This is a genomic window from Roseivivax lentus, from assembly GCF_900156805.1.
Lineage (GTDB): Bacteria > Pseudomonadota > Alphaproteobacteria > Rhodobacterales > Rhodobacteraceae > Roseivivax > Roseivivax lentus.
On sequence record NZ_FTOQ01000027.1, the window covers coordinates 1 to 25367 of the forward strand.

At 59.3% G+C, this 25367-nt stretch carries 22 protein-coding genes, 2 pseudogenes and 1 other annotated feature; of the genes and pseudogenes, 16 read left to right on the plus strand and 8 right to left on the minus strand.

Translation table 11 applies throughout. The annotated features are described in order from the left end of the window. The 3 genes and pseudogenes from BW990_RS22400 to BW990_RS20275 form a co-directional block, all read left to right on the plus strand. A pseudogene (locus BW990_RS22400) lies at positions 1-118 on the plus strand (IS30 family transposase); the annotation flags it as partial. Between the two features lie 21 nt (positions 119-139). Further along, positions 140-1582, plus strand: coding sequence for a mechanosensitive ion channel family protein (locus BW990_RS20270; protein WP_200798083.1), 1443 nt, complete (start codon positions 140-142; stop codon positions 1580-1582). Between the two features lie 337 nt (positions 1583-1919). Then, on the plus strand, positions 1920-2906 hold the full coding sequence (locus tag BW990_RS20275; protein WP_076451230.1) for a magnesium transporter: 987 nt from the start codon (positions 1920-1922) through the stop codon (positions 2904-2906). A gap of 633 nt (positions 2907-3539) precedes the next feature. Here BW990_RS20275 and BW990_RS20280 read toward each other — a convergent pair. From BW990_RS20280 to BW990_RS20295, 4 genes are all read right to left on the minus strand, one after another. Continuing rightward, entirely contained in the window at positions 3540-4376 is an 837-nt protein-coding gene (locus BW990_RS20280) for a DUF481 domain-containing protein (RefSeq protein WP_076451232.1), read from the minus strand. A gap of 136 nt (positions 4377-4512) precedes the next feature. Then, positions 4513-5442, minus strand: coding sequence for a LysR family transcriptional regulator (locus BW990_RS20285; RefSeq protein WP_076451278.1), 930 nt, complete (start codon positions 5440-5442; stop codon positions 4513-4515). Between the two features lie 137 nt (positions 5443-5579). Then, positions 5580-6431 carry a universal stress protein gene (locus BW990_RS20290; protein WP_076451234.1) on the minus strand — a complete coding sequence of 284 codons (852 nt, stop codon included), beginning with the start codon at positions 6429-6431 and terminating at the stop codon, positions 5580-5582. A gap of 13 nt (positions 6432-6444) precedes the next feature. Further along, positions 6445-7926 (minus strand): SulP family inorganic anion transporter, encoded by a 1482-nt coding sequence (locus BW990_RS20295; protein WP_076451238.1) that lies wholly within the window; start codon positions 7924-7926, stop codon positions 6445-6447. Positions 7927-7995: 69 nt separating this feature from the next. Next, positions 7996-8055, minus strand: a sequence feature (sul1 is cis-regulatory element that is thought to sense ions involved in sulfur or methionine metabolism; They are found in Alphaproteobacteria). A 421-nt stretch (positions 8056-8476) separates the two neighbouring features. Between BW990_RS20295 and BW990_RS21690 the strand changes: the two genes are divergently transcribed. Next, positions 8477-8836 carry a YybH family protein gene (locus tag BW990_RS21690; protein ID WP_076451240.1) on the plus strand — a complete coding sequence of 120 codons (360 nt, stop codon included), beginning with the start codon at positions 8477-8479 and terminating at the stop codon, positions 8834-8836. 456 nt (positions 8837-9292) lie between these two features. Here BW990_RS21690 and BW990_RS20305 read toward each other — a convergent pair whose 3' ends face one another. The 3 genes from BW990_RS20305 to BW990_RS20315 are packed head-to-tail and all read right to left on the minus strand — an operon-like array spanning position 9293 to position 12969. Continuing rightward, positions 9293-10597, minus strand: a complete 1305-nt coding sequence (locus tag BW990_RS20305) for a site-specific integrase (RefSeq protein WP_076451242.1) — start codon at positions 10595-10597, stop codon at positions 9293-9295. 29 nt (positions 10598-10626) lie between these two features. Continuing rightward, positions 10627-12711 carry a site-specific integrase gene (locus BW990_RS20310; protein WP_083950751.1) on the minus strand — a complete coding sequence of 695 codons (2085 nt, stop codon included), beginning with the start codon at positions 12709-12711 and terminating at the stop codon, positions 10627-10629. 30 nt (positions 12712-12741) lie between these two features. Continuing rightward, positions 12742-12969, minus strand: a complete 228-nt coding sequence (locus BW990_RS20315) for a helix-turn-helix domain-containing protein (protein ID WP_076451244.1) — start codon at positions 12967-12969, stop codon at positions 12742-12744. Positions 12970-13219: 250 nt separating this feature from the next. On the opposite strand from BW990_RS20315, the gene BW990_RS20320 reads away from it, so the two are divergent. From BW990_RS20320 to groL, 10 genes and pseudogenes are all read left to right on the plus strand, one after another. Beyond that, positions 13220-14053 carry a hypothetical protein gene (locus BW990_RS20320; RefSeq protein WP_076451245.1) on the plus strand — a complete coding sequence of 278 codons (834 nt, stop codon included), beginning with the start codon at positions 13220-13222 and terminating at the stop codon, positions 14051-14053. Then, entirely contained in the window at positions 14053-15123 is a 1071-nt protein-coding gene (locus BW990_RS20325) for a hypothetical protein (protein WP_143526305.1), read from the plus strand. The genes BW990_RS20320 and BW990_RS20325 overlap by 1 nt, the downstream gene beginning before the upstream one ends. 89 nt (positions 15124-15212) lie before the next feature. Further along, entirely contained in the window at positions 15213-16754 is a 1542-nt protein-coding gene (locus tag BW990_RS20330; RefSeq protein WP_076451248.1) for a glutamate synthase-related protein, read from the plus strand. A 61-nt stretch (positions 16755-16815) separates the two neighbouring features. Next, positions 16816-17382: a hemerythrin domain-containing protein gene (locus BW990_RS20335; protein WP_076451250.1), complete on the plus strand. Its 567-nt coding sequence runs from the start codon at positions 16816-16818 to the stop codon at positions 17380-17382. A gap of 6 nt (positions 17383-17388) precedes the next feature. Next, positions 17389-18435: a glutathione S-transferase C-terminal domain-containing protein gene (locus BW990_RS20340; protein ID WP_076451252.1), complete on the plus strand. Its 1047-nt coding sequence runs from the start codon at positions 17389-17391 to the stop codon at positions 18433-18435. Between the two features lie 663 nt (positions 18436-19098). After that, positions 19099-19347 (plus strand): EF-hand domain-containing protein, encoded by a 249-nt coding sequence (locus tag BW990_RS20345; RefSeq protein ID WP_076451279.1) that lies wholly within the window; start codon positions 19099-19101, stop codon positions 19345-19347. 23 nt (positions 19348-19370) lie between these two features. Further along, positions 19371-19733, plus strand: coding sequence for an SPW repeat domain-containing protein (locus BW990_RS20350; protein ID WP_076451254.1), 363 nt, complete (start codon positions 19371-19373; stop codon positions 19731-19733). A 139-nt stretch (positions 19734-19872) separates the two neighbouring features. Beyond that, positions 19873-20025, plus strand: a complete 153-nt coding sequence (locus BW990_RS21990; RefSeq protein WP_159441705.1) for a hypothetical protein — start codon at positions 19873-19875, stop codon at positions 20023-20025. Between the two features lie 182 nt (positions 20026-20207). Next, complete coding sequence (locus BW990_RS20355) at positions 20208-20492, plus strand: co-chaperone GroES (RefSeq protein WP_076451256.1); 285 nt, start codon at positions 20208-20210, stop codon at positions 20490-20492. Between the two features lie 40 nt (positions 20493-20532). Then, positions 20533-22157, plus strand: a pseudogene (groL, locus tag BW990_RS20360) (chaperonin GroEL). Between the two features lie 394 nt (positions 22158-22551). Here groL and BW990_RS20365 read toward each other — a convergent pair. Next, entirely contained in the window at positions 22552-23280 is a 729-nt protein-coding gene (locus BW990_RS20365) for a TetR/AcrR family transcriptional regulator (RefSeq protein WP_083950752.1), read from the minus strand. Positions 23281-23368: 88 nt separating this feature from the next. On the opposite strand from BW990_RS20365, the gene BW990_RS20370 reads away from it, so the two are divergent. Together BW990_RS20370 and BW990_RS20375 are read left to right on the plus strand one after the other, a co-directional pair. After that, the gene (locus tag BW990_RS20370) at positions 23369-24145 is read left to right on the plus strand and encodes an SDR family NAD(P)-dependent oxidoreductase (RefSeq protein ID WP_076451260.1); all 777 of its coding nucleotides are present in this window, start codon (positions 23369-23371) and stop codon (positions 24143-24145) included. 12 nt (positions 24146-24157) lie between these two features. Further along, the gene (locus BW990_RS20375; RefSeq protein WP_076451262.1) at positions 24158-25366 is read left to right on the plus strand and encodes an acyl-CoA dehydrogenase family protein; all 1209 of its coding nucleotides are present in this window, start codon (positions 24158-24160) and stop codon (positions 25364-25366) included. Position 25367 lies beyond the last annotated feature (1 nt).

The window sequence follows — 25367 nt, forward strand, 5'->3', positions numbered from 1 at the left end:
GCTCTCAAATCGCAATATGAAGGCGATTTGTGACCGCCTGAACGGGACACCCAGAAAATGCCTCGGATGGCGCACCCCAACCGAAGCCTTCAGAGAAGAGATGATGAAACTGAGATAGCGGAAAACGTCGCAACGACCCTTGAGCCATCAGTTCATGGAGTCACCATCCAAGTCTGCGAGCCGCGGTTTTTCTGGAGCCGTTGGCGTTTTGGCAATACTCTGCGCGCTTTTCTTCATTTGTGCGCAAGAGCCTGCCCATGCGCAAACGTCACCGACGACGTCAGATACCGCCATCAGCGAGCCGCAAAACGAGGTCGCTGTCGACCCGAGCGTGCGAGACGACGCGATCGCAGATCGTCTCCGCCGAATTCTGGTCGCAAGCGAGTGGTTCGAGCCGCTTGCCGTATCGGTGCGCGAGGGCATCGTTTTCCTCGATGGCGAGACCGAAACGGATGAGCGCAAGGAATGGGCGCGCCAATTGGCTTTGCGCACCGAAGGCGTTGTCGCCGTGGTCAACCGGATCGACGTGAAACCGGAGATCAGCTGGGACCTGACCCCGACATGGCGCGAGATTGAAAGGCTCGCCGAGCGGGTTCAGTGGTTCGCGCCGCTGACCGTGGTGTCGCTGCTGATCCTTTTGCTGGCATGGCTTGTATCGCGCGGAGTGGTGACGTTGGCGCGGCACTCTCTGCGGCACCGCATCGCATCACCGCTCTTGCTTCAGCTGGTCGCAAGGTCCTTGTCGATCCCCGTCATTCTGATCGGCCTCTATCTTGTCCTTCAAATTGCTGGTCTGACGCGCCTCGCCATCACTGTCCTGGGCGGTACCGGCCTCGTCGGTATCGTTTTGGGCCTCGCGTTCCGTGAGATTGCGGCCAACTCGCTTGCAAGTATCCTTCTAAGCGTCCGAAACCCGTTCAGAGCGGGTGACTGGATCCGCGTGGGCGAGTATCAAGGCATCGTCCAGAACCTCAACATGCGCACGACTGTCCTGCTGACGCTGGATGGAAACCATATTCAGATCCCGAACGCGCTCGTCTACGAAAGCGTCATCGAGAATTTCTCGACCAATCCCAACCGACGATCGGATTTTGTCGTCGGGATCGGATATGACGATCCCGTCGAGCAGGCACAGAATATCATCATCCATGTTCTGCGCGCTCATCCCGCGGTTCTGGACGATCCGGAACCCAATGTTCTGGTCGATGAGCTTGGGCCTTCGACCGTCAACATGCGGGTACAATTCTGGTTCGATGGCCGGGCCTATTCGGTCTACAAGGTCAGGTCCGCCCTGATGCGCCAGGTCAAGCGAGCGCTTCAAGACGCAGGCATCTCGATGCCGGATACGGCGCGCGAGATCATCTTTCCGGATGGGGTGCCCGTGCGACAAATACCGGGTGGGAACCGGGCCATGGCGGATCAGAGGCCAAGTTCAGCTCTTGGCAAAGGGGAGGCCGAGATCGCGACACCTGGCGAGGGCGACCTGCTGTCCGAAATGGATGAACTGGAGCGGCAGGCCGAAGGCGCCGATCCGACCGAGGCTGGTGAAAACCTGCTTTCGCCAGAGAAAAAGAGGACATGACGCAATCTGGCCGGCGCCATTGAACAGGTGAAAATGCTTTTCGCCGCAAAAAAAGCCCGCCACGCGTCGACGAAGCGCCTTGGCCCAGGGGAAGACGCCGGTGCCGTTAATGAAGGTCAAGCGGCAGTGCGGAACCGGTCCACCGCTGCTGTCGAGCGCCACGGCCCAAGCAGTGCGCAGAACGGGCAGAGATCTTTGGCACGTAAGCTCTCGATGATGTCTTGGCGTTGCGGCTTCAATTTGATCGCGCGCAGTGAGAGGTTTTGACGGTTTCTCTACATGGAATTGCCGAAGATCTGAGATCGGTCGATCCAGACAAACAGACCGGGGAAGACATATGCCAGCCGCAGTCGAAACATACGCCGCCTACCATCGCGAAGCGGCAGCCGCCCACATGGTTGCAAACATTCCGCGTGCGACATTCGACACCCCCGTCGACAAGGTCATCGAAGCGCTCCGGGGCCATCTCTACGACTGTGCCGATACTGTCTTTGTCACCGACGACGTTGGCAGGCTGATGGGAGTCGTCCGGATCAACGACCTTTTCGGAGACGGGGGTAGCCGGATCGGAGACATCATGGAGGACAGGTACGAGGCCGTGCGGCCCGGGGACGACCAGGAGCGGATCGCGCAAAACGCGCTCAAGTTCGACATGATCGCAGTGCCCGTCGTCGACGATCTCGGCCACTTGATCGGCGCGGTCCCGCCCGAAGCGCTGTTCCGGATTCTGCGTGAAGAGCACATCGAGGATCTGCAGCGCCTCGCTGGCATCACCACCCACGAGCACGGGACGGAGGCCGCGCGGAACTCTTCGATCATGAACCGATTTGCGCGACGCATGCCCTGGCTGATCTTCGGTCTCTTGGCCTCGTCGCTGATTACCCTTGTCATGGTCGGCTTCGAGGAAACGCTTTCCCAAAACGTGGCAGCGGCGTTCTTTGTCCCTGGACTGGTCTACATCGCAGGCGCGATCGGCACGCAAGCAGTGTCGGTTTCGGTGCGCAGTCTCTCCATGTACGACATCGCGATAGGGCCGCTCCTGCAAGATGAATTGGCAATCGGCTTGGGGATTGGCGCCGTCCTTGGGTTGATGGCTGCGATTGGCGTGTTTTCGTTCTTCGGCCAACCATCTCTGGCCCTTGCGGTCGGGCTGTCCATCTTGGGTGGCGGGACGGTTTCAGCTCTCACCGGCTTCATGCTTCCGTGGCTGTTCTTGCGTTTGGGCTTCGATCCCGCACTCGGCTCGGGGCCGATCTGTACAATCGTCCAAGACGCGTCCAGCCTCGCCCTTTACTTCCTATTGGTGACTGCGCTGGTCCTGTAGTCCTGCACCTCAGCCGCGGCAGTTGCCTGAGTGCCGGCGCTGAGAAGAGCCCTACTTGCCGTGTTGCTCGCCCTCTGCGTGGAATGGAGATCAGAGCCATTTTCGAAGCTGGACTTGGTTCAAATCGATCTGCCAGAGCATGCCTTATGTTCGAATTTATTCCGCCATCCTCGGCACGACCTTGGGGTAGGGGCCGTAATCCATCATCGTCAAAGTTGACTGCAAGCCGCCACAATCGAAAAACGGCGGAAAACGGGTGTTGCGGCATGGCGTTCCAAAGTCTGTTGTGCGGGACCTTCCTGCCGTTCGCCGCACCTGCTCAGTGTTCGCTGCGTCTTCCAACGCATTTCGTATGAGGGCGGATTCCGGACATTTGCCGCAAGTGCGAGACAGACACGGCGCGAAGCTGGGAGCCGACATTCAAGTGACGTCGTGACCGAGCTTTGCTCTAACCTGACTAAAGTGTAACCGGTTTTTTCTCCACCCTTGACAAGAAAGTGATAAGAAGCTGAAAAAACTCGGAAATTGAATAAGGGACCAAGAGTGCCACAATCAATTCCCAAAAAGGGAACTTTGAATCTAAAAAAGGGGCGGATCTCTCCGCCCCAAGTTCACATGAGGGCCGTCTGAGTATCAGTTGAACGAGTAGACCAGCGCTACGCCGTAGGTGTTGTCCGTATTCTTCTGCCCGCCTGACACTTCAGAGTGATATTCAGTCAAAATACTGGTGCGCAGCGCCATTGCATCGGTCATGGATACGTTCAATGCGAGATCATTGAACACCGCTGTGTCAGATTCCGACCAAATTACGTCTGTGTCGTTGGTAACGAAGACGGTTTCATTGAGCTTGTGCGCGTAATCGGAGCTAACGCCGAATGCGCCTTCACTGATGTCCCCACTGGCCACATCCGAAAGATCGGCGAACCGATACCCCGGCCCAGCCTGAACCGACCACTGAAGTTCAGGCTGGTTGACCACACGGTAACCCAAGCCGAAGCTTGCGAACGTGTCGGTTTCGAAGTCAGAAAACTCGTCGACCGAGCCTTGGACCTTTGCAAAGCCAAACACCAGCGGGTTGAAGTCACGGGTATATTCGAGGCCGTAGAACAAGCTCTCTTCGGTCTTCGTTCCGTCATCTTCACCATAGGCGTAGTTGAGCTGAAGCTCGATCCCGTTGGGGCCCCAGACGTAGTTCAGGTTGGAACCTATGCCGACGTCGAAGCTCTCGGTGTTGCCGCTTGAGGCAATGGCGCGCAGAGCGACAGAACCGTCGAAGCCTTGCGGGCGGCCTTCATTGCCAAACCGATCGAGCTCACGCTCTGCATCGTCCTCAATTGCTTCGAGCAGGTCTTCGTTACGATCTGCGGCAACGGAGTCTCCACCAACAAGCGATTGTGCGGAGGCTGTGGATGCGGAAACTACTGCGATCAGTGCCAGAGCGCTGATGTTGGATTTTGAGATTGCGTTCATTGGACGTTTCTTTCCCTACCAGGTGAACCAGTCCCCGAAATCATTTTCGGAGGGATGGAAGCATCTCTGCTGGGTACAGATTTACGGACGCCTGACCCGTAAGTTAAATTCTGATTATTTATGCTTGAGACGAGATTTACTCATTTGTAACTTCAGCGTCTGATACAGGTATAAACCTATCCATCACCTTCAGGTGCCCAACCACGCTTTCTTTTTCTTTTTCAAGCGTATGGGTAACTCTTGCCAGTGTGCGTTTCGTCAGCGCTAATAAGTCGGCTGGGATATCCTCCCGCCAGATCACGTATGCAGGATATGGAAAGCGTGGCGCATTTGCCACAAGGTGCAGCTTCCCAGCGTCCAGATACCGTTTGACAGAACGGGCTGGCAAATATGCGGCCGCCCTGCGGTTCACGATATACTCCATGGCCAAGCCGCCCAGAGCCATAGATCGACCACTATCAGTGAGATCTGGGATAGCTATGGCAAGCGCATGTGTGAACTCCGGCCCCCAATCAACAGAGATGAACGCTTTGCCAAGATCCAGCGTAGCATCCGGCCATGATGCCACCAGGACCAGTTCATCGTCGATCGCTGGCTCCACAACCAACCCAGGGCGCATCTGTGGGGTGTAGAGAAGAGCCGCCTGGATAACTCCCTCCACCAGAAATCGTATGATCCGGTCGCTCATGCCCAACTCGCAATGCACGCTTAACTCCGGCATCTCCGCCTGCATTGCATCCATCCAGCGAAATCCCAGTCCGGGCCAAAGCGAGTATTGCGCCCCGATGCTGAAGGCTCGCGAATACCCTTCAGGGATCGCGATCTGTTGCCGGGCTTCTTCCCAGATCTTGAGCAAGCTAAGCGCGTAAGGCTCAAACAGTTTGCCCTCAGGTGTAAGAACAGCGCCCGCCTTAGAGCGCACAAAGAGCTTATGGCCAAGGCTGTCTTCGAGCCGCTGCACACGCAAGCTCACTGCGGACTGGGTGACAAAGAGCCTTTCGCAAGCGGAAACAAACGAGCCCGTGTTCGCAACTTCGAGAAAAGTCTTTATCAGGGTGATGTCCATCGGCTGCTTATTATTCGTTGTTCGCATGCAAGGCCAGCTGCCAATGTCTGGCTCAGAGGCTGCCCGCGAGAGGATCGGCTCTTCCCGCAGGCGCGGCATATTGCGACCCGGTATCTTCCGTCGTCTCTTCCTTGTCATCACCTCACGAGAAGGATCGGGACCTTGCAGGTTCGGATCATCTCAAGGCTCGTCGAGCCGACGAAAAGCGACCGCAATCGGGAATGTCCCGAAGCACCCATGACGAGGTGATCGAAGTCGGCGTCATCGATGAGCTTTCCGAGAGCTTCTTCCGGTTGGCCGGGAAGAATGCCGGTCTCCGCTTCGAGCCCTGCCGCCGACAGCATTGCTTTCGCATCCTGGAGCCGTTTCTTCGCGGCGTCGGTCGCGGACCCGATCGTAACGATCTTGATCTTGAGACCGGCATAGAGCGGAGAGCGCGCCACGTAATCGACCGCGCGCATGGCGCTCGCGCTGCCGTCATAGGCGATCAGCACCTTTCCAATCGGACGGAACGCCCGAGAGGCGATGAACAGGGGCTTCGACACGGCGCGGACGACCCGCTCGAGATTCGATCCGAGATGACCCTTGGCGAAGTCGGCGGCTTCGCCGCGCTTGCCGATCAGGATCATCTCGGCGTCACCCTCCTTCTCGGAGATCGCCTCGATCAGGTCGCCGTGGCGGAGGTGTTCGATCGCTTTCACTTCGGCCGAAGCCAGAAGCGCCTTGGCGTCCTCGAGGATGGCGCGTCCGCGCACGATGGATAGTTTGGCGCGCTGCTCGTCAAGATTTGACAGCTCTTCCAGAAGAGCGCTGCGCGCCCCCAGAGAGATCGCGCCGGAGAGGTCGGAGCCCGCGCCGCTCTCCCGTCGGCCGAGGACATGCATCAGCTCGACCGCGTAGCTGCCGTGTCCGGCGATCCATGCCGCATGATCGCACACGCTTTTCGAGTAGTTGGAGCCATCCACCAAGGCGATGATCTTGTTGGTCATGTCGTCTCCTCCCTCAATGAGACATCAACTTGTCCATCGCGCCGGGCTCGTCGTGGACAGCGAGCTTGTCGACGATGGTCTTCGATGCTTCGTTCATGCCAACGATCTCGACTTCGGAGCCGTCCCTGCGGAACTTGAGCACGGCCATGTCCAGGGCCGCAATCGAGGAGATGTCCCAGATATGCGCCTGGCTCACGTCAATGACCACGCGGTCAGCCGCTTCCTTGAAATCGAAGGCGTCCATAAAGTCCTCTGCCGAGGCGAAGAAGAGCTGTCCCTCGACATGATAAGTGCGCACGCGCCCATCGTTCGACAGGGATGAAGTGACCCGGAAGAGCTGCGCGATCTTCCCGGCGAAGAACAACCCCGACAAGAGGACGCCCACCAGAACGCCGATGGCGAGGTTATGGGTGTAGACGACGACCGCCACGGTCGCGAGCATAACGATGGAGGAAGACCGCGGATGGGTCTTCAACTGCGTGATCGAGGACCAGGAGAAGGTTCCAATCGAGACCATAATCATGATCGCCACCAGGGCGGCCATCGGGATCTTCGCCACGAGATCGCCGAGCACGACCACCATGAACAGCAGGAACACGCCGGCCGAGAAGCACGATAGCCGCCCGCGCCCACCCGATTTGATGTTGATGATCGACTGGCCGATCATCGCGCAGCCCGCCATGCCGCCGATGAAGCCGGTCGCGGTATTGGCGAGGCCCTGGCCGACGCATTCCTGGTTCCGGTCCGATCTGGTGTCGGTCAGGTCATCGACGATATTTTCCGTCATCAGGCTCTCGAGCAGGCCCACGACGGCCACCGCACCGGCATAGGGAAAGATGATCGTCAACGTCTCGAGGTTGAGAGGGATGTCGGGGATCAGGAAGACAGGCAGCGTATCGGGCAGCGCGCCCATGTCGCCGACGGTCCGCACGTCCCAGCCCATGATCATCACCACCACACTCAGGACAATGATCGTCACCAGCGGCGACGGCACCGCGCGGGTGAGGTATGGGAAGAGGTAGATGATCGCGAGGCCGACCGCGACAAGCGGATAGGTCAGCCACGGCACGCCGGTCAGCTCGGGGATCTGCGCCATGAAGATCAGGATCGCCAGCGCGTTGACGAAGCCCGTCATCACCGAGCGCGAGACAAACCGCATCAGGTGACCAAGCCGTGCAAACCCGGCGGCGATCTGGAGAAGGCCGGCAAGCACGGTGGTCGCCAGCAGGTATTCAAGGCCGTGATCAGCCACCAGCGTCACCATCAACACGGCGGTGGCCGCGGTCGCAGCCGAGATCATGCCGGGTCGGCCGCCAGCGATGGCGGTGACGACAGCAATGGAGAAGGAGGCGTAGAGTCCCACTTTAGGGTCGACGCCGGCGATGATCGAGAAGGCGATCGCTTCGGGGATAAGGGCGAGCGCGACGACGATGCCTGCAATGAGATCGCCGCGCACGTTACCGAGCCATTGGCGCCGGTAGGCGTTGAGGTTCATGTTTGGGATGTCCCGTTCCAGTCCGGCCCGGCGGCGGCGCCGCGCCGGTCATCTATACAGATAGTCTTGGTTGGCCCGACGGATCGGCGGCCGGGAGAGCCACCCGGGGAGTCGCACCCCGAGTCCAGATGATGAGCGCCCTGATATTCGCCCAAGACGACAAGCGCAAGGCTGTGACCTTCGAGGCTTATCCAATTCCCATCGGAAACGCTTTTCCGCGAGCGGCAGGAATATCCGCATTGCAGCTACTGGAATCTCAAAAATGCTGCGCGAAGCAGGAATGACCGGTCTCGGGAAGCTGCGGCGCCGCATCACTGCCACTGGTGGACGGCAGCTCAGGGCCGGAAAAGACGCCGCGCTTGAGGTGAGCGTGCGTATGCCTTGGCTGCGACGCCGCATGTCTGCTCTGAGCCCTAAGCACTGGATGCTGCGCCCTTCACGAATGTCCTCTCGCGAAGTATCTTCGAAGAAGTGCGTCCGACACGCTGAGTTTTTTTAACGGCAGGATTTCGTGGAGAACTCCTCAGACCCCGCAACAGGGAGCAAGCAAGTGTCATTTAAGCAAGAGTGCCAGGAGCTACTCGATCACTATGTCACCTGCTATCAGCAGGGTGACGCCAAAGGATGTGCGTCCATATATGCCGCGAATGCAGAAATGTACTCACCGTTTGGGCCACCTGCATTTGGAAGACGGGCTATTGAAGACACCCATTCGGAGTGGGTCGCGGAAGGTGCCGACAACAAGAACATCAGTGTTACGAGTGCAAGTCGAGATGGCGATCTCGGCTGGTGTCTTGCAGCCTTCAGCGAAGGCTCGACAGGGCAAGGCGTCTCGCTAAATGTTCTGGCGCGTCAGCCAGATGGTGGTTGGCTAATCACACATTGCAGCCTTAATGATCTGAAATCCTGAGGTGAATTCAAACTCGCCGCCAACTTTTTTTCATCAATCAAATTTCGCTACCGCCCCTTCAAATCGAACCGAGGACAGTTCTGAAAGAAGACACTCGCGCATGTCGCAGCGAAATGTTGCTTCGTCTGCATAGCCGCCGCCCACCAAGCGAAAATGTTGCATGATGCACGAGTGGCCGCTTCGACGGGCTGTGACGCAGCATGGGGTGATCGTTGCGATGTCGGGTTTAGGCTGAATGCACGCGGGAAATGAAACTTCAGATCAAGTAGCAAGTGTGTTGAGTCTTTTGCCAATGGCAAGCCGCGTGTTGTGGAAGTTTCAGCGAAGGCTGGATTTTGTTGAAAACGGCTCGTCACCATCCCGTTCGGGTGATTGCGCCCCGTTTTTAACACGTCTCGGAAAATACAGTATTTTCAGCGCCCTGCGGTGGCGAGCGGAAGCACATTCTGAAAACCCTCACAGGGCCAGCTCGGGCATGGACGCCCGGCGCGCTTCGACAAGATCGATGAACTCCTGCGCAACGGCAATCCCTTGGGAATGATCGTAATGGCGCTGCGTCGTGCGCTCGTCCTTGTGCCCAAGAAGATAAGCGGCTTTCCGTCCGCCCGTAGAGAGATACTCGCTGGCATCCGTCGCGACGTTATCGCGCAGGCGATGCAGCGACACGCGCACGCCGAAGGCGCGCTCAGTCAGGTCACCGGCAAGCCGACCGAGATGCTGTTCGGTGACCGCTTCACCGCGATTGAGCGATGATGGAAACAGGAAGGTGCCGTCGTCAAAGATCGGCCGGAATTTCTCCAGGTATTCCTCGACAGCCTCGTAGAGCTTTTGACAGGTCAGCAGCCGTTCGAACGGCTCGCCATTTTTCTGGTCCTCAGGGAGCTTTAACAACCGAGCGGGAAGCCAAATGCGGATCGTGTGATCACCGATCAATTGGAGCGTCGTGCCGGAAGCCAAGGCCGACATGGCGCGTGCGCGCTGGGGCAGGGCGGTCGCCAGGGCCAGCAGAATGCCGTTGCGGAATTCTTTTGCGGCTTGTGTACCTCGGACAGGCCGAACCCGCGCCGCGTCCATGAGCTCAAACCCGAGATCATAGATACGGCGCGCGCCGACCAGTTGCGCACCGGTTTTCGTGGTGCAGCCTTCTTTGGCGGCGCGTTCTTTCCAGTCCTGAGCGACGAAATCGCAAGCCTCCGAGGAAAAGCCAGGCGCGATGATCGAGAAACCCGAAAGGATACGCGCGGCGTAATCCGCCGCTGTGCGGGCGGTGGCGCGATTGGCAACTGCGCGCGCATATGCATCCAGGCTTGCACCTGTGGGTGTCAGTGGCAGCCCGGAGGTCTGGCAGTGATTTGCCCACCGCCCGAGGGCCAGCGCGACGTTGCGAAGATGCGCTGCGCTCCAGATCCGTGTGCCTTTCACGCGTTCTCCCTGTTTCGATAACGCGCCATGGCCGCTCAATGCTTCGCGCCATGGACTTGGAAGGGTTTCAACCGCTTCCTCGGCCAGTTGCCAGTCGGTCTTGCGCTTCGTTTTCGCAGAGACGCGGGCGGCGCGGAGCACTTGCCCGAAATGCGCCGTGGCCTCCGCTCCCCAAATCCCAGCCGCGACGCGCTGCACGTTGGCAAACTCCGCCCAGGCTGTTTTTCCAACCGCTGCAAACCGGTCTTGCAGGTGTTCCTGGAGTTCACCGTGCTGCGGGACCCTGGAGTAGGGTCCCGCAGCGCGCATGGCGCGCAACAGGGTCAGGTGAGCATTCATGATTGCATGTCCTTGTCTTTTCACGATTCTCACGCTGCCTTGCGGCGGTCGAGAACTGCGAGCCATTCGTCCGAGATCAGGTTTTCATCGAGTTCCGCGTAGAATTCGATCGTCGTTTCGATGCTTAGATGCCCGAGCAGCTTCTGAACCTTCGGAAGATTGTCGAGGCTCTCCTTCAACCAGATCCAGCCGACCAAATGCCGAAAGAGATGCGGGTGGATCTTCACGCCGACTTTTCTATGCAGAATCTGGGTCACGCGCTCGAGAAGGGCCCCGTAATGACCGTCTTGGTTTGTCGCGCCTTGTCCGGGAAAGAGGTACGGATTTGTGCCCGGTCGGTCCTTCACCAGTGCCGGCCTGAGCGTTTGCAGATAGGTTTGCAACAGCCGACTCGTGGAGAGGGCGAGCACGATGGTCAGATCAGCGTCACCGTCCTGGCGCATCTTCACCTTGGATGCCGGAACGACAATCCGGGCCCGGTCGTCCGGCCAGGTGATCCAGTCGAGGCGCGCTTGCAAATACGTTCGCGCTCCGCGGCGCGCGTGACAAGAGAATGTCGTGAGCGAGCGCCGCCATGATGTCACGGGCGAGTTCGGCGTCGACGACCTCCACAGGTTTCGGCAGGATGCCGTGGCGCTTCCGCCAGGACTTTCGTTTTTGTCGATTATCCTGTTCACGTCTCCCAGGATTTCGCCGCTCAAATTGATCGTTTTCTTGATCCTGGCTTCGTTGAATTGCCGCAGCTTTGCCTTGTTGCGCGGGGAAATTCCTTTGAAACCGGCTTTGTGCAGCTTGATCAGATCGTCGATCACAAGCAGATCGTCCGCGGATCGGCATTGATAGTCTTGGGCAATCTTGCGGATCGATTGCAGTACTTTGTCGATATATGAACTCGGAAATTCGCCTTGATTGGCCTCTTTGATGGTTTGCGTCGCCGCCTCCAGGAATTCTGGATCGGTCAGTTCTTCGATTGTGTCTGGCGCGATTCCGGTCGACGCTGAGAGAGCCTTGGCGATCGACACGACATAGCCGCGACGCGTCTTCAGGGTTTCTTCGCTCCACGTGCTCTTTCCAACGAGAACTCCGGCTTTCCGAATGGCATCGTTCCGCGCACTCCCGCAATCTTGGTCGGGCTGCCCCGAACGCTGAGCCTTTTCCCGGCGCTTGGCAGGAAGCAATGCCTTCTTGTCCGCGATGGGCTCCTCGTCTTCCTTCGCATCGAGTTCGGCGATGAAGGCTTCGCGCGTCTTTCCGTCTCGGGACATCTGGCCGAGAACCCAGGGCGCGACACGAGCGTCGAATTCTGCCATCAGCGGAGCAATCCTTTCCTCGGCGACGCCGTATCTGTTGCGTGCATTGGCGAACGGGTGAGTTGCTGTTACAAATCCGAAGTCGGAGAATTCCGGGTCGTTGGCCAAACGCTTGAGCAGAGTTGCGATCTCGCGCACGTGTTTTTCGCATTGCGCCTCGCTCTTTGGCGATACCGTGATCCGATGGTTGTAGTAGTCGCCGAGGGTCGCCGTGGTGATCTCTCCCGGAGCGATGTCCACATCATGCAAATACAGCAGAAAGGACCCTGCTGACAGGCGCGCCGACTTCGGGAGCGCACTTTCTTTGATCGCTTGGTGTGCGTCACGATAGATCCCGGCGATATCGTCAATCCGTCGTCTGCGCCGGTGCGGCTCGCCACGCCCGGCTGCCTTGATCAGGGCGGAGCGGTAGGTCGCATAGCTGCCTTCGGAGAGATCGAACCGAGCCGCCGTGTTCGCGTCGAAGAAGTCGATCACGTCCTGCTTGCAGACGGCGCGCAATTCGGGCGTCCACCCGGCGTTGCGGCAGAGCCAACGCAGCTTCGAAGCGAGCGCTCGATCTTCTGTGTTGAGCACCCGAGCGATCAGGTCCGCGTAAGTCACCCGCGTCTCACCCACAGCAGCGAACAGGTCGTGGCCGGTTGCTTCGGAGAGAGCCGTCAAAGTTGCATGGCGCGGTTTCAGTCCCGGAATGTTCAGGATATCGGAGACCGCTTTCGGGTTCAGGCCAGCGCGCAGGGAGAGGGCGCGCATGCTTTCGCCGGAAGAGTCGAAATAGGATCGCAGAAGAGTGTCGAGTGCCATTGGTATTTCCTTGTCAGGTATGGGGTGGGGTCATTCGAGATCGAGGTCCGGCCTCCCAGGCTCAGGCCGGACCCTCAGCTCGAAGACCGCCAGCCACTCGTCCTTGATCGTCCACGATTTTCCGAGTTTGACCGCTTGCAGTTTGACCATCCCGTTCGGTGTCGGGCAGCCGTGGTTGATCCAGTCGCGGATCGTGTGCGGATCGCGCTTGAAGATATCGGCAACCTCGTTCGCGCTGTAATAGGTGGGTTTCTTCATGTGGTGTCCTCCATCATCTCGAGGAGGAAGTGGGTCCCATGACCCGGTCACGGAAATTTCCGGCGCAGAAATTTCCAATGATACAAGTAATTTGCTTTGAACTTCCGTTCTCGCCGCAGGGTCGAAAAGGTGTCGCGCCGGTAGAAGACATTCACTACCGGGATGACACCCTTTTTCCGGATCCAACTTTTTCTTCCGCGATTTCCGTACCGAACCAACGTCCCTGTCAGATCAGAAATGGAGACTGACGATGGACTTGAAGACAGACACGGTGATCAAGCGTGATCGGAATGGGCGCTTCGGCGGAGCGGGGGCGTATGTGCCCACGGCCGAAACGCTGGAATTCGGCCAGCCGCTTAACACTCTGGCGATCACGGACATCGACTTTTTCGAAGGCGAACTGTTCGTTGCCGGCGTGTCGAACGAGGAGTTCTCCTCCAAGCTGCGGCGCATACCTTTCCCCTTTACGGATGAGATCAGCACCTCCTCCATCGAGATTTGGCACGGGGTCCACGCCCAATACGAAACCCGTGCGCCGATCATCACCCAGACTGTGACTGAACTCGACGGCGAGCCGACGCTAATCGCGATCTATGCCTGCACGCCTATCGTGCGGATCCCTCTGGCCGAGCTCAACAACGGTGCAGAGGTGCGTGGGACGATGATTGGAGAGATGGGGTTCGGAAACACGCCGCTGGACATCGTACCCTACGTCAATGCTTGGGACGGAAGCAGCAACGTGGTGGTGACAAATTCCAACCGGTCCGCCGCCTCGCTGAATCTTGAGGCCGTGGCCGCAGCCGAGCCGATGCCGCATGGCGAGGGCGTAGGGAACGTCTTTGCCGCGGCTGGCGTGCCGCAGTTCCCGCTGCCGATGAGCGGCACGTTGCACCTCGATACGCTTGACGAGACCTGGGCGGTCGTCATCCGCCGATCTCCGGATGACCCGACGAACATCCAGCTTCATACCTTGCCGATGCCGTTCTTCTTCGATCGAGCCGATCATATCGTGGAGATGAACTTTCCGTCCGATCCGCGCGATCCCTTCGGCTACAAGTCGGCACCGCCGCTTGAGTACAACTGATGAGCGCTCTGGGACATCTGGTGTGGCGAGCATTGCTCGCCGCCCTCTGCCTCCTGCCGCTGGCCGTGCACGCAGAGGTCATGGCGGACGTGGATGATGCCTCAGGGGCCGTCGTGATCTCCGGGCTCGAAGCCGGTGAGGTCGCCGCCATGCTCGCCGACCCCGAAATCGTAAGCCTGCGCGTCTCCGGCATCGCGTCGGAAAGGGGCACACCAGTGACCTTGGCCAAGAAAAACGGCGCGCTGGTCGTCGCCCCCCGCTTTACGCTGATGCCTGGCATGAACTACGTTGTTGCCCTTGGGAACAAAAGCTACCCAGTCTCTCTGCCGGAGCCCATCGCCCCCGCACCCATGGTTGTCGCTTTTGCCCCTTCCCAATCCACGATCCCGGCCAATACGCTACGGCTCTACCTGCGTTTCTCCCAACCCATGGCGAGGGGGCAGCTCCGCGGGGCGGTCATGCTAAGCGATGCCGGTGGGCGCTTGGTAGATCGTCCGTTCCTCTCGCTGGAGACTGAACTATGGGATCCGTCCCAGACCCGCGCGACTCTCCTGCTGGATCCCGGCCGCATCAAGCAGGGTGTCGGGCCGAACTTGACCGGCGGCGCACCGCTGCAAGCAGGCCAAAGTTACCGACTGACGGTCACGGCAGACATGGAAAGCGCGGCAGGTGTTCCGCTCGGGGAGGTTGTCACGATTGCCTTTCGGGCCGGCCCGTCCGAACGCCGCGCGGTCGACCCAACTGATTGGCACATCGTCCCTCCGCTGGCCGGTAGCCAAGTGCCGCTGACCATCGTCTTCGACCGCATCATGGACAGCGGCGCCGCCCGGCATCTGATCGAGCTTATGGGGCCTGACGGTCGCCCCATCCGCGGCATGGTCAGGACCGACGGCGGTGGCTGGAGCCTGACCCCGACCCGGCCTTGGACCGAGGGGCTTCATCATCTCGTCTTAGCACCTGACCTCGAGGATGTATCCGGCAATTCCGTCGGCTCGGCTTTCGACGCGGAACCGGGAACAATCGGTGCGAGCGAACGGCCGGTGATCCTGCCCCTCGGGATCGGGAACTGATAGGACCGACTTCAGCCAACCCGACGCGACGCACCGAGGACGAAACCCAAGCCAAGATCGCCTCACCCAAAACAAGGAGACCGGATTTAATGCCCGAGAAAACCGTCCCTATCATTGCCGCCAAGACCCCCACGAAGGCCAAGCTCGAGCAGGGCACGTCGTATCTGTGGTGCCGCTGCGGCCGGTCGAAAAACCAGCCGTTCTGCGATGGCTCTCATGCCGGCACAGGGATCACGCCCCTGCGCTTCACGGCAGAGAAGGACAGCACAGCCACGCTCTGCCGCTGCAAGGCGAGTGCCAACGCCCCCTTTTGCGATGGCTCGCATGCGCGGTTGGGCGATCTTGAACCGGGTGACCCGTCTCCGGAGCCCCGTTCGGAGATGCCGCAAGCGCAGCCGACGCCAGAGGAACCCACGGTCGCCCGCATCCACGAATTGGCCCGGGACGGCCTGTCGAAGTTGGGTCACCACGGCGAGATGGGCGCCATGGGGGTTCCGCGAAAGGACTTGCCGCATTGGGACGATATCCAGATCCTTCCGGCCCAGGTGGCCCGAAAGCCGTTGCTGGACGATGCGGACGTCTCCACCGCCGTCACCATTGGACCGCGCGCAAAGCGGCCCCTCACACTGGACATCCCGCTCTTTGTCTCAGACATGAGCTTTGGCGCGCTCTCCGAAGAGTCCAAGACAGCGCTCTCGCGGGGTGCGGAGATGGCGGGCACCGGAATCTGTTCGGGAGAGGGCGGGATGCTGCCCGAGGAGCAGGCCGAGAACAGCCGCTATTTCTATGAGCTCGCCTCGGCCCGGTTCGGCTGGTCGCTGCACCACGTGGCCAAGGTCCAGGCGTTTCATTTCAAGGGCGGCCAAGGGGCAAAGACAGGAACCGGCGGCCATCTTCCGGGCGAGAAGGTTCAGGGGAAGATCGCCGAAGTCCGGGGACTCGAACCCGGTCAGGCCGCGATTTCCCCCGCGACGTTCCCCGAGCTGCATACGCCAGCGGATTTTAGGCGGATCGCGGATGAGGTTCGCGAACGCTCGGGCGGCATTCCCATCGGCTTCAAGCTCTCGGCCAACCACATCGAGGACGACATCGACTTCGCTCTGGAGGCCGGTGCCGATTACATCATCCTCGATGGACGAGGCGGCGGCACAGGGGCCGCGCCGCTGATCTTCCGCGACCACATCTCGGTCCCGACGATCCCGGCTCTGGCCCGCGCACGGCGGCATCTCGACAGCAGGACGGGCCGCGACGTGACGCTGGTCATCACCGGAGGGCTGCGCGTGGCGGAGGATTTCGCCAAGGCCTTGGCGCTTGGCGCGGACGCGGTTGCGGTGAGCAATGCCGCGATCCAGGCCGTCGGGTGCATCGCGGCGCGCATGTGCAATTCCAACAATTGCCCGACCGGCATCACGACGCAGAAACCGGAATTGCGCAAGCGGCTCGACGTGCAGGTCGGCGCGGAGCGGCTGGCCCGATATTTCAGTGCCAGCGTGGAACTGATGCACGTTCTTGCTCGCGCTTGCGGACATGACAGCCTTTCGGGCTTTGGCCCACGCGACATCACCACATGGAAGCGCGAAATGGCCGAATTGAGCGGCGTCCGCTTTGCCGGGGTCGCGTGGCGGCCATGAGCCGCCCTGTCTGGTGTCTCTGACCGTCGCGCCACAGATAGCTTGAGAAAGGAGAGAGCCGATGCTCGACACTTATGCAATTCGTCAGACCGACATGCCCGAAGAGATGCGACTCCTCTTGAACCAATACCCCCGCGACGGGTGGGAGGCGCATCCCGGTTTCCGGGACAAAACCCGGCAATGGTTGAACGCGCATCGCGGATTCCGAATGCTTGCCGAACGGGTGCGCCTGGATACCGAGGCGCTGCTGGACAAAGAGATTGCAGCGGATGACTACGCTGCGCGGCTGTCGCTCTACGGCGGTCGCCTCGTCGGCAACCTGCACGGCCATCATGGATGGGAGGATCGGAGTTACTTCCCCGAACTCTCCGCCGCCGAGCCACGCTTCGACGCCGGGCTCGAGGTGCTGGAAAAGGATCACGCCGATCTCGACGCTGTGCTTGATGCGTTCACCCGGCAGGCCAACCGTATCATAAAGCTGACAAGTCTTGACGAAGCGCAGGCCATGGAAGAAGCCGGGGCGCTGCACGGTCAATCACAGGCGATCGAGGCCTTTCTCGAACGGCACCTTGGTGATGAGGAAGACCCCGCGGTTCCGATCATTCTCCATCACAGGCTGCGAGGCTGAAGATCAATGTCCACCGAAACGTCCAAGGAAGAAGACCAGACGAACGCCGCTGCGCGCCGCGCCCGAGGAGAATTCGTGCGCGGCGTCAGCGGCTTCCGGAACGTGATCGGCGAGGTGGACTTTCCCCCGGAACCTGGGCGGTATCACCTCTTCGTCGCGCTGAATTGCCCCTGGTGTCATCGCGTGACCTTGGCACGCAGCCTTCTCGGGTTGCAGGACAGCATCACCATGGACGTGGCCTTCCCGAACCGGACCGGCGACACGGATCCGGCGGGACCCAACCTGTGGGAGTTCGCGCCGGACCGGATTGCCAGCGTGACCGGCGGACCGCTGCCCGAATGTACGCCGGAGACGGGAACCGGGTTCGCGCTGCGACTCGCCAAGGAAATCTACCGGCGCGAGAACTCCGAAGAGCAATCGTTGCCCATCCTCTACGACAAGCGCGCCGGTCGGATCGTCAATAACGAAAGCGCCGAAATCATTCGCATGTTCGATGACCATGCAGAAGCACTTGGCAGCACAAGTCCCGAGCGCCCGCGGCTTTATCCCTCTGATGCCGATAGGCGTGAAAGAATTGACGCATTGAACGAGCAGATTTACGTGGCCGTCAACAACGGGTCCTACAAGGCGGGTTTCTCGAGCGACCAGGCCACCTATGGCAAAGCCTTCGACACATACTTCGAAACAATCGATTCGCTCGAAGACATACTTTCCGATGGTCGGCCTTTTTTACTCGGCGACACTTTCACCGAAAGCGATCTGCGCCTGTTTCCCACGCTCTATCGCCATGATCCCGTGTACTATGTCCGCATGAAGCTCAATGGCGCGCGCATTCTCGATTACCCTGCGCTGTGGCGATGGCTCTGCCGGGTCTATGCGATAGAGGGCGTGGCCGAGGCCGGTTCGCTGGTACATTGCCGGCAGGGTTACTTCGGCCGGTCCTGGAATGGTGTTGTGCCGCTGGGCCCCCGTTTTCCACGGACATATCCTGAGGCCTATTTGCATCCCGAACTCGCAGGCCCTCTGACTTCACATGGCGGTGCACCCGATTAACCTGTCGACTTCCTTGGCCAAGCAGATGGTTGTCCCTCTGTCCACGAGGACCTCGCTTTTCGGCAAGTTGACCGTAGTAACGCGTGCCTCAAAGTTCTTCGCGCCTTCCACGAGCAAATTACGTTCCGGCCCAGAGCCGCCGTCGGCATTTGTGCCAAGGTAGGTCCGCAAGCCGACTTCAAAAATGTCGTTTAAGTTTCCGGGCAGCTTTTCGATGTATATGCACCACGTACAGGCGGCTGACCTGCCCCACTGAAGAGGTCCGGTTTCAGTTTTAGTTCATGATGGTCTTGGGAGCTACGGTTGGCGTGGGCGACGACGCGGTCCTGGGTGGCGAAGTCGGCCACGCGACGACATCTGGCACTGGCCGACGTGCAGCGGCTCATCCCAATAGGTCACGGTGTAGAACCAACTGTCCTGCTATAGCCCCGTGGGGCGTTAGCTGTACGATCAAAGGCGATGCTTCATTAGGAATTCGCCATTGTTTGCTGCTCTCCGATGACCGACTGACAGAAAACGCAACTTTCGGCCCGGCGCCGCCTCCATCGAGCTGAAGTGCTGCCGGAGTATATTTTTGGGCGCGCCTTGTTTCATGACAAAGGCACAACCACTTCAAATATAAGGAGTCCAATGTGGACTTCTGTATCTCTGATGGAGAGAACAATGAGTAGAGTGGCATTTGGCGCTCTTCTCGCGACCTTGGTAGCCGTCTCAGCTCACGCCATGAGCCCTGAGATAGATACCGACGGGGACGGAAAAGCATCCCTGGCTGAACTTCAGGCCATCTTTCCCGAACTTACCGAAGATTTATTCCGAGAGATCGATAGCGACGCCGACGGCTTGGTGAACGATGAGGAAATGATGATCGCGGTAGGGACCGAGATGCTGCCTGCGATCAACTCAGATGCGTAACGCCGTCAACTGGAGGTCGTCAGATGGAGATGTTTGCAAGGGTCAGATGGATCTACGCATCCCTGGGCTTGTGGTTGCTCGTCTCTCCGTTCCTGCTCCTTGGCGGACAATCGTCATTGATGAATGCACGGATCGGTGAAACCAGCGTTTTGATACTCGGTGGTCTGACTGCGCTTTTGCTGGCCTGTTTGAACAAGCCTTGGCACGATCAAGTGCAGATGGTGGCTGGTGTGACATTGGGTTTGTCGATGATTGCAGCACCTCTCGCCCTCGGTCTCGCCGAAAATTCCGTGGCTGTCTGGAACGCTCAGATCATCGGCGCCGTCTTTGTGTTGAGTGCTCTTTTCGAGCTTTACGACCACTGGTCAGGACACAATCCCCAGTGATCCTTCTGGAGTGGGGCGATCATCGCCACACTCACCCCTCGCCTCCCGCAATCTTTGAGCCCCAGACAATGGCAAGGATCGCAGGCAGTTAGTCCACAATAGCGATAAAGGTGCCTTTCCGGTGCCGGATCGCATAAAAATGAAAGTCAAGACAATGGCTAAAGGCAATAATAGCAAGCGCGGCAACAAGGAAGCCAAGAAGCCAAAGAAGGAAAAACCGAAGGTTTTGGCGACAGCCAATACACTCTCAGGCAAGCCCGCTTTGGAGATCAGTGGAAAGAAGGTGAAATAAATCCGGCGCACTTACGACTGGATCCCCGAGCCACACAGATCGATACACGTTGCCGGCACATTGAAAGCCTTAGGCTGAATTCTTTTTGCGCCAGCAATGATGCTCAGATTCTAATAAAATACCATCATCCAATTCACCAAAACAGCCCCCAATCGGAAATCTTCAGAAGTAGCATTTCCAGCATGTTTACCCCTCTACACGACCGAGTTCTGGTCCGCCGCATTGAAGGCGATGACAAGACGTCGGGTGGCCTGATTATCCCGGATACTGCGAAGGAAAAACCGCAAGAAGGCCAAGTGGTTTCTGTTGGGACGGGCGCAAGAGACGATACTGGCGCTCGTATCGCAATGGACGTCAAAACCGGTGACAAGATCCTGTTCGGCAAATGGTCCGGCAGTGACATCAAGATCGACGGTGAAGATCTGATGATCATGAAGGAGAGCGATATCCTCGGCATTATCGCCTGAATGTCTTTCCGTTCTCACCTTCATTATTAGGAACACCGAAATGTCTGCAAAAGATGTCAAGTTTGGCACCGATTCACGCGACCGAATGCTCAAGGGCATCAATACGCTCGCCAACGCTGTAAAAGTCACACTGGGCCCCAAGGGCCGCAACGTAGTTTTGAGTAAATCCTACGGCGCACCGCGCATCACCAAGGATGGCGTCACAGTTGCCAAGGAAATCGAACTATCAGACCCCTTCGAAAACATGGGCGCCCAAATGGTCAAGGACGTCGCATCGCGCACCAACGACGAGGCGGGTGACGGCACAACCACAGCGACTGTCCTGGCACAAGCCATCATCAAGGAAGGCATGAAGGCGGTCGCCGCGGGCATGAACCCGATGGATCTAAAACGGGGTATCGACCTGGCTGTGGCCGCGGTTGTGGCTGAGGTGAAAAACATGTCTCGTCCGGTTGGCGATACAGAAGAGATCGCCAAGGTCGGGACCATATCGGCGAATGGCGAGGCCGCGATCGGTCGGCAGATCGCGGATGCGATGGCGAAAGTCGGAAAAGAAGGCGTGATCGCAGTCGAGGAGAACAAGGGGTTCGAAACCGAGACCGAAGTTGTCGAGGGCATGCAGTTCGATCGCGGCTATCTCAGTCCTTACTTTGTCACCGAAGCTGCCAAGATGACGGCAAGCCTGGAGGATTGCGTCATCCTGCTTCACCAGAAGAAGCTGACGTCCTTGGCACCTATGGTCCCTTTGCTTGAGGCCGTCATGCAGGCGGAAAAGCAACTCCTGGTCGTTGCCGAAGATATCGACGGCGAAGCGCTTGCGATGCTTGTGGTCAACAAGCTGCGGGGCGGGCTCAAAGTTGCCGCGGTCAAGGCACCCGGGTTTGGAGGTCGACGCAAGGAGATGCTTGAGGACCTCGCCATCCTCACCGGCGGTCAGGTCATTTGCGACGAGCTTGGCATGAAGCTGGAAACCGTCACGTTAGACATGCTGGGGGCTGCCAAGAAGATCTCGATCACGAAGGACGCGACCACCGTGATCGGCGGTTCAGGCGACACGGAAGCCATTGCCGCGCGCGTGTCCCAAATCCGCAATCAGATTGAAGATACGACCTCCGAATACGACAAGGAGAAGCTGCAAGAACGTCTTGCACGGCTTGCAGGCGGTGTCGCGGTCATCAAAGTCGGAGGTGCTACGGAAATTGAGGTCAAAGAGCGCAAAGACAGGGTCGATGACGCCTTGAATGCAACACGCGCGGCCGTTGAGGAAGGTGTCGTTCCGGGCGGGGGTGTCGCGTTGGTTCATGCTGGAAAGGTGCTCACCGCATTGCAAGGCGACAATGCGGATCAAGCCGCAGGTATCGCGATCATACGAAGGCGCTTCAGGCCCCTCTTCGCCAGATCGCGGCGAATGCGGGCGTGGACGGATCGGTGGTTGCCGGAAAGGTCTCCGAAAACGCCAGCAAGACCTTTGGATATGACGCTCAGGCAGACACATACGGCGACATGCTCAAAGCGGGTGTGATCGATCCAGCGAAAGTGGTCCGGATTGCCCTGCAATACGCAGCCTCGGTCGCAGGCTTGCTGGTCACAACCGAAGCCATGGTCGCAGACCGCCCAACGCGATCCACCAGAAACGAAATGGCTGACATGGATGGCATGATGTAAACGACCGCTGGGATGTGGCTTGAGGCTTAAAACACTTCAAGCCACTTGCTCATCTGCTGACGATTACTCGTGGTGCGCGGAGCATCAATCCATTGTCTCACCAGGGCCGTTGTGATGGCCTCCGCACCGCCGATAGCCAGCCGTCATACCCGCGCATGACCAATAACAGCCCTTCGTCGGCAGGCTCGTTATCGGCCCACAGCCGACCTTCACTAACATGCCAACGAATGACGGCTTTGACCCTACTGCCTCGGTCTCTACTCGCCGGTTAAACGCCCGTATTATCTTTTACGATTATATAGGCTCTGTCTCGATCAAAGAATTTGGGTCTTCAGGGCTAAAACCCACATGAAGGATCGTCGTCCAAAATTCAGAGTTTCAATTCCCTTATCGATCAATAATCACCCGCATTCAGCACGCAATACTTAAGGACAATGCTCTTCACCGTGGCACTGTAGGCATCAAGAGAGATCCGGCGTCGCCGATACTTTGCACGTTTCACGTACCAGTCCTGCAGCAGCGGCTTGATTAGCGCGGGCAGAAGCTCTGAGGTTTCGGATCGAAACTGTCCCTTCGCTATTCCTTTTTTTATGATGTCCGCAAATAGCGCCTCGGTCAGCGCTTCGCTTTCGATAGCCAGGCGCCGCTCGGCCGGAGGGAAGCTCTTCGCCTCCATGAATGCGAAAACGAACCAAGCCAGCAAGTCCTCCGTCAGGCGAAGATGCGCGTCGATCATCCATTGCAAATGCGCGACGGCATCGTCGGTGATGCCTGGCGGCGGCGCTGTCAGCACGGTCTCCACCACATGCGTGACCTGCGCGAGGATCATCCTCAGCAGCGTCGTCTTGCTGTCGAAATACGCGTAAAGCCCGCCCGTCGACATGCCCGATTCCTCGGACAGGTCGCGCAGGGACATGGCCTGGAAGCCGCCCGAATTCGACAGATCGAGCGCGGCCACGAGGATGCGTTTGAGGCGCGGCACGGCGATCGAGGGATTGCGCACCGAGATCGTGTCCTGATGCCGGGCCAGGATATCGCGGCACATGTCTTCCATGCTCAGAGCGAGCCTCTCCTGGGCCCCCTCAGCCACGGAGACATCGCTTCGGTATTTTAATTGCGCCATCCCGGGATTTCTCGACTTAACGTTGCGGCAAGCTAAGTCCTACTATAAACATAAACGAACGAACGTTCGATAGGTTGTATTGGGAGGTATGGCTATCGTGGTTTCTTCGCCATTGGGGGAATGGCCCGGCCTTGCGGATCGCACGGCCCTCGTGACCGGTGCCTCTTCCGGTCTCGGACGGCATTTCGCACGGCTTCTGGCAGCGCACGGCGTCGCAGTGACGCTGGCCGCACGCCGCATCGACCGTATCCAGTCGCTCTGCGAGGACATCCGTAGCGAAGGCGGCACGGCCCATCCGCTTGAACTCGATGTGTCGGATCCCGCCTCCATTGCGGCGGGGCTTGGCGGCGAAGCCTTCGATATCGTCATCAACAATGCCGGGATCGCGGCGTCGGCCACGGCGCTCGATCATGACGACGATACGCTCGACCGGATCATAGACACCAACCTCAAGGGCCCCTTCCGCGTCGCACGGACCGCCGCGCAGGCGATGATCGATGCGGGCAAAGGCGGCGTGATCGTCAATGTCGCCTCGATCGTTGGTGTGCGGGTGGCCAGCCATGTTTCGGCCTATGCGGCCTCGAAATCGGGACTGATCCAGATGACGCGCGCGCAGGCGCTGGAATGGGCGCGCCACGGCATCCGGGTGAATGCGCTTTGCCCCGGCTATATCGAAACGGAACTCAACTCCGATTTCTTCGCCTCCGAACCCGGTCAGAAGCTGATCCGGCGCGTGCCGCAGCGGCGGCTGGGTCAGGTCCGCGATCTCGACGGGCCGCTTCTCCTGCTGGTCTCGGATCTCGGCGGGTTCATGACCGGCAGCGAACTCGTGGTCGATGGCGGCCACCTCGTCACATCGATCTGAAGGACATACGACATGGATTTCACCATCCCGGCAGAGATCGAGGATTATCGCGCCCGCATCGCCACCTTCGTGGAAGAGCGTATCCTGCCGCAGGAAGAAGATCCCGCCGCATGGGACGCGCATGGCAACATCACGACCGAGCGGCTGAACGAGTTGCGCGCGGCCGCCAAGGCGGAAGGGCTCTGGTGCCTGCAGCTCAAGCCGGAAACCGGCGGTCAGGGGCTCGGCAAGGTCGGCATGGCGGTCTGTTACGAGGAGATGAACCGCTCCGTCTTCGGGCCTGTCGTGTTCAACTCCGCAGCGCCCGATGACGGCAACATGATGGTGCTCGAACAGGCGGGCACGCCCGAGCAGAAAGCGCGCTGGCTGGAGCCAATCGTGTCGGGTGCGGTGCGGTCGTCGTTTGCGATGACAGAGCCCCATCCGGGCGGCGGCTCGGATCCGGGGATGATGATGACCAAGGCCGAGAAGACAGCCGACGGCTACGTCATTCGCGGCCATAAATGGTATATCACCGGGGCGGAGGACGCGGATCATTTCATCCTCATGGCGCGCACCTCCGATGATCCGCGCCGCGGTCTGACGGCGTTCCTGCATGACAAATCCGATCCTGGCTGGCGGATCGACCGCCGCATCCCGATCATGGGCCCCGAGGAACATGGCGGGCATTGCGAGATCATCTATGACGAGCTGGTCCTGCCCGAGGACCGGGTGCTCTTGGGCGAAGGCCTTGGCCTGAAGGTCACGCAGATGCGGCTTGGCCCCGCGCGCCTGACCCATTGCATGCGGTGGCTGGGTCTGGCCAAGCGCTGCACCGAGATCGCGCGCGCCTATGCGGAGACGCGCGAGGGCTTCGGCGTCCGACTGGCCGACCGGGAAAGCATCCAGATCAAGCTGGGCGATCTGGCCATGGGGATCGAGATGGGCCGCCTTCTGGTCATGAAGGCCGCGTGGGAGCTCGATCAGGGCCGCTTTGCCAAGAAGGAGGTGTCGATGGCGAAGATCCACGTCGCGAACCTTCTGCACAAGGCCGCCGATGTGGGCATCCAGATCAACGGCGCGCGCGGCTATTCCAAGGATACGGTTCTGGAATGGATCTACCGCTACGCGCGCCAGGCCCGGCTCGTCGATGGGGCGGACGAGGTGCACCAGATGGTGCTGAACCGCCATCTCGCCACCGAGGACCGGGATTTCTGGAAGTGGGACGCCGCGACCAACTGAG

Bases quoted from the DNA above. Each gene is read 5' to 3' on its own strand.
- BW990_RS20370 (WP_076451260.1), top strand. From the start codon at position 23,369: ATGGCTATCGTGGTTTCTTCGCCATTGGGGGAATGGCCCGGCCTTGCG.
- BW990_RS20310 (WP_083950751.1), bottom strand. From the start codon at position 12,711: ATGGCACTCGACACTCTTCTGCGATCCTATTTCGACTCTTCCGGCGAA.
- BW990_RS20295 (WP_076451238.1), bottom strand. From the start codon at position 7,926: ATGAACCTCAACGCCTACCGGCGCCAATGGCTCGGTAACGTGCGCGGC.
- BW990_RS20335 (WP_076451250.1), top strand. From the start codon at position 16,816: ATGCTCGACACTTATGCAATTCGTCAGACCGACATGCCCGAAGAGATG.
- BW990_RS20330 (WP_076451248.1), top strand. From the start codon at position 15,213: ATGCCCGAGAAAACCGTCCCTATCATTGCCGCCAAGACCCCCACGAAG.
- BW990_RS20345 (WP_076451279.1), top strand. From the start codon at position 19,099: ATGAGTAGAGTGGCATTTGGCGCTCTTCTCGCGACCTTGGTAGCCGTC.
- BW990_RS20325 (WP_143526305.1), top strand. From the start codon at position 14,053: ATGAGCGCTCTGGGACATCTGGTGTGGCGAGCATTGCTCGCCGCCCTC.
- BW990_RS20315 (WP_076451244.1), bottom strand. From the start codon at position 12,969: ATGAAGAAACCCACCTATTACAGCGCGAACGAGGTTGCCGATATCTTC.
- BW990_RS20305 (WP_076451242.1), bottom strand. From the start codon at position 10,597: ATGAATGCTCACCTGACCCTGTTGCGCGCCATGCGCGCTGCGGGACCC.
- BW990_RS20355 (WP_076451256.1), top strand. From the start codon at position 20,208: ATGTTTACCCCTCTACACGACCGAGTTCTGGTCCGCCGCATTGAAGGC.
- BW990_RS20350 (WP_076451254.1), top strand. From the start codon at position 19,371: ATGGAGATGTTTGCAAGGGTCAGATGGATCTACGCATCCCTGGGCTTG.
- BW990_RS20375 (WP_076451262.1), top strand. From the start codon at position 24,158: ATGGATTTCACCATCCCGGCAGAGATCGAGGATTATCGCGCCCGCATC.
- BW990_RS20275 (WP_076451230.1), top strand. From the start codon at position 1,920: ATGCCAGCCGCAGTCGAAACATACGCCGCCTACCATCGCGAAGCGGCA.
- BW990_RS20320 (WP_076451245.1), top strand. From the start codon at position 13,220: ATGGACTTGAAGACAGACACGGTGATCAAGCGTGATCGGAATGGGCGC.
- BW990_RS21990 (WP_159441705.1), top strand. From the start codon at position 19,873: ATGAAAGTCAAGACAATGGCTAAAGGCAATAATAGCAAGCGCGGCAAC.
- BW990_RS20365 (WP_083950752.1), bottom strand. From the start codon at position 23,280: ATGGCGCAATTAAAATACCGAAGCGATGTCTCCGTGGCTGAGGGGGCC.
- BW990_RS20280 (WP_076451232.1), bottom strand. From the start codon at position 4,376: ATGAACGCAATCTCAAAATCCAACATCAGCGCTCTGGCACTGATCGCA.
- BW990_RS20340 (WP_076451252.1), top strand. From the start codon at position 17,389: ATGTCCACCGAAACGTCCAAGGAAGAAGACCAGACGAACGCCGCTGCG.
- BW990_RS20285 (WP_076451278.1), bottom strand. From the start codon at position 5,442: ATGGACATCACCCTGATAAAGACTTTTCTCGAAGTTGCGAACACGGGC.
- BW990_RS20290 (WP_076451234.1), bottom strand. From the start codon at position 6,431: ATGACCAACAAGATCATCGCCTTGGTGGATGGCTCCAACTACTCGAAA.